General features: G+C 70.5%; 1 protein-coding gene. It reads left to right on the top strand.

Annotated elements, in window-relative coordinates; translation table 11 throughout:
- On the top strand, nt 1–611 hold a 611-nt coding region (locus ATM97_RS25055), incomplete at both ends, for an AMP-binding protein (protein WP_255588373.1).

The following is a 611-nucleotide window of genomic DNA, read 5'->3' as shown; positions in this document are numbered from 1 at the left end:
GTCGCCTACAACTGCGTCGACCGCCACGTCATCGACGGACACGGCGACCAGGTCGCCATCCACTGGGAAGGCGAACCGGGCGACTCCCGCGACATCACCTACCGCGAACTGCTCGACGAGGTCTCCCGCGCGGCCAACGCGTTCACCGCGCTCGGGCTGGTCGCCGGTGATCGCGTCGCGATCTACATGCCGATGGTGCCCGAGGCGATCGTGTCGATGCTGGCCTGCGCCCGGCTGGGTCTCACCCACTCGGTGGTGTTCGCCGGCTTCTCGCCGACGGCGCTGCGCCAGCGCGTCGACGACGCGCAGGCGCGCCTGATCGTGACGACCGACGGGCAGTGGCGCCGTGGCAAGCCCGCGCCGCTGAAGTCGGCGGTGGACGAGGCGCTCGGCGACGACCCGACCTCGGTCGAGCGTGTGCTGGTGGTGCGCCGCACCGGCCTGGACGTGCCCTGGACGCCGGTCCGCGACCTGTGGTGGGACGAAACCGTCTCGCTCGCTTCGCCGTCGCACGAAGCCCAGCCCTTCCCCGCCGAACACCCCCTGTTCATCCTCTACACCTCCGGCACCACCGGAAAACCCAAAGGCATCCTGCACACCACCGGCGGCTA

Origin of the sequence: Nocardia sp. MH4, from assembly GCF_019266065.1 — a bacterium.
In the GTDB taxonomy this organism is placed as follows: domain Bacteria; phylum Actinomycetota; class Actinomycetes; order Mycobacteriales; family Mycobacteriaceae; genus Nocardia; species Nocardia canadensis.
Note: the sequence above shows the minus strand (reverse complement) of the source record. Positions and strands in the feature narration are given on the sequence as shown.